The organism is Paenibacillus allorhizoplanae, assembly GCF_927798215.1.
GTDB lineage: Bacteria > Bacillota > Bacilli > Paenibacillales > NBRC-103111 > Paenibacillus_E > Paenibacillus_E allorhizoplanae.
Genome location: NZ_CAKMMW010000070.1, coordinates 1 through 541, shown reverse-complemented (window position 1 = coordinate 541; position 541 = coordinate 1). Strand labels below are relative to the sequence as shown.

1 protein-coding gene is annotated in these 541 nt (G+C 46.6%); it reads left to right on the top strand.

Annotated features, from left to right (window positions below; all coding sequences use genetic code 11):
• Window positions 1-47: 47 nt before the first annotated feature.
• Window positions 48-541 (top strand): ACT domain-containing protein (locus tag L6I86_RS35540; RefSeq protein ID WP_476739366.1); only part of this gene is annotated, 494 nt, incomplete at its 3' end.

Below are 541 nucleotides of genomic sequence, written 5' to 3'. Positions count from 1 at the left end.
CAAGCACCAAAAGACGTTTTACAAAATTAAGGAGAGTGTAAAAACAAATGTCAATTTCAAACATTTCCAGCACTTATATGATATTTCGGCTTCAAATCGATAAAGAACTAACCTCTCTAGGCGATATAGCTGCTGTTATTGAAGGGACTAATGGCGATATTGTGGGAATTGATGTTATCTCCTCTAGCCGTACCCATACAGTCCGCGATATAACCGTCAATGTGTTAGATCAAGCGCACAGCCAATCCATTCATGAGTTGCTTCAAAAGCTAAGCGGTGTCAAGGTCATTCACGTATCGGACCGCACGTTCCTCGTGCACTTGGGCGGGAAAATCGAGATTGCTTCCAAAATTCCTGTCAAAAACCGTGACGATTTGTCCCGTGTCTATACCCCAGGTGTCGCCCAAGTCTGCCTAGCGATTGCGGAACAGCCGAGCAAGGCCTACTCATTGACGATCAAAAGGAATATGATCGCGGTCGTGTCGGATGGAACGGCTGTACTTGGGCTTGGCGATATCGGACCGATGGCAGCCATGCCAGT